This window comes from Sphingomonas sp. NPDC019816, from assembly GCF_050274375.1.
Lineage (GTDB): Bacteria > Pseudomonadota > Alphaproteobacteria > Sphingomonadales > Sphingomonadaceae > Sphingomonas.
This window is the reverse complement of the sequence record NZ_JBNNOB010000280.1, coordinates 1-1,123: the sequence shown is the minus strand read 5'-3', so window position 1 is coordinate 1,123 and position 1,123 is coordinate 1. Positions and strand designations below refer to the sequence as shown.

Here is a 1,123-nt window from a genome sequence, read left to right as displayed (position 1 = left end):
CGGCACGATGGTGTTCACGCGGATATTCTCACGGCCCAAGTCACGCGCCAGGCTGCGGGTCAGCCCCTCGATCGCAGCCTTGCAGGTCTGGTAGAGGACCAGATCGTTCAGACCCAGATGCCAGCTGATCGACCCGAAGTTCAGGATCGCGCCGCCCCCGGCCCGCTTCATCGCGGGGATCACCGCCTGCGCGGCGAAGAACTGGTGCCGCAGATTGACGTTCAGCCGCTCGTCCCAATAGGCCGGGGTCACGTCCTCGATGCTGTGGCGATCGTCATTGCCCGCATTGTTGACCAGGATGTCGACCCCGCCCAACGCATCTTCCAGATCGGCGAAGATCGTCTTCAGGCTGTCCAGGTTGGTCAGGTCGCAGCGGCGATGGATCGGCGCATGGCGCGCATCCGGGGTCAGCCGGTCGACCAGCGACTGGCTCGCCTCCTCGGCGATGTCGACAAAGGCGACGCACGCGCCCTGCGCCACGAACGCCTCGACCAGCCCCTCGCCGATCCCCGAGCCGCCGCCGGTCACGATGACACGCTTGTCGATCAGGCTGGGATAGCGCGCGACCAGATCGGTCGCGGCACTGGTCTTCTGCAACATGGAAGTCTCCGTCACAACAGGCCGCGCTTGGCCAGGTTGCGCATCAGGTCGCCCAGGCCGAAGGTCCAGGCGGGGGCGTCGGCGGAGGTCATCACCGGATTGACCAGCGTGCCGAGACGCGGGTTCGAGATGACGACGGTGTCGCCGACCTTGTGGGTGAAACCGCGACCCGGCTCGTCACGATCCTGGGTCGGCGCGAACAGCGTGCCGAGGAACAGGACGAGGCCGTCCGGGTAATGATGCTCGCTGAGCGCCTGGCCGAGCAGATCCTCCGGGTCGCGGCTGATCTGGTCCATCGAGCTGGCGCCCTCCAGCACATAGCCGTCGGTGCCGGTGATGGTCAGCGCGACCTGGCTCGACCGGACATCGTCCATGGTGAAGCCGTCGTCGAACAGGCGGACGAGCGGCCCCAGCGAGCAGGACGCGTTATTGTCCTTCGCCTTGCCGAGCAGCAGCGCCGAGCGCCCCTCGAAATCGCGCAGATTGACGTCGTTGCCCAGCGTCGCGCCGACCGCCTTGCCAT

The 1,123-nt window shown here is 66.7% G+C and carries 2 protein-coding genes; both read right to left on the bottom strand.

What is annotated here, in order from left to right; translation table 11 throughout:
• The coding region (locus ACQKJZ_RS19415; RefSeq protein WP_427733350.1) for an SDR family NAD(P)-dependent oxidoreductase at positions 1-600 on the bottom strand (600 nt) is incomplete at its 3' end.
• An 11-nt stretch (positions 601-611) separates the two neighbouring features.
• Positions 612-1,123 (bottom strand): fumarylacetoacetate hydrolase family protein (locus ACQKJZ_RS19410; protein WP_427733348.1); only part of this gene is annotated, 512 nt, incomplete at its 5' end.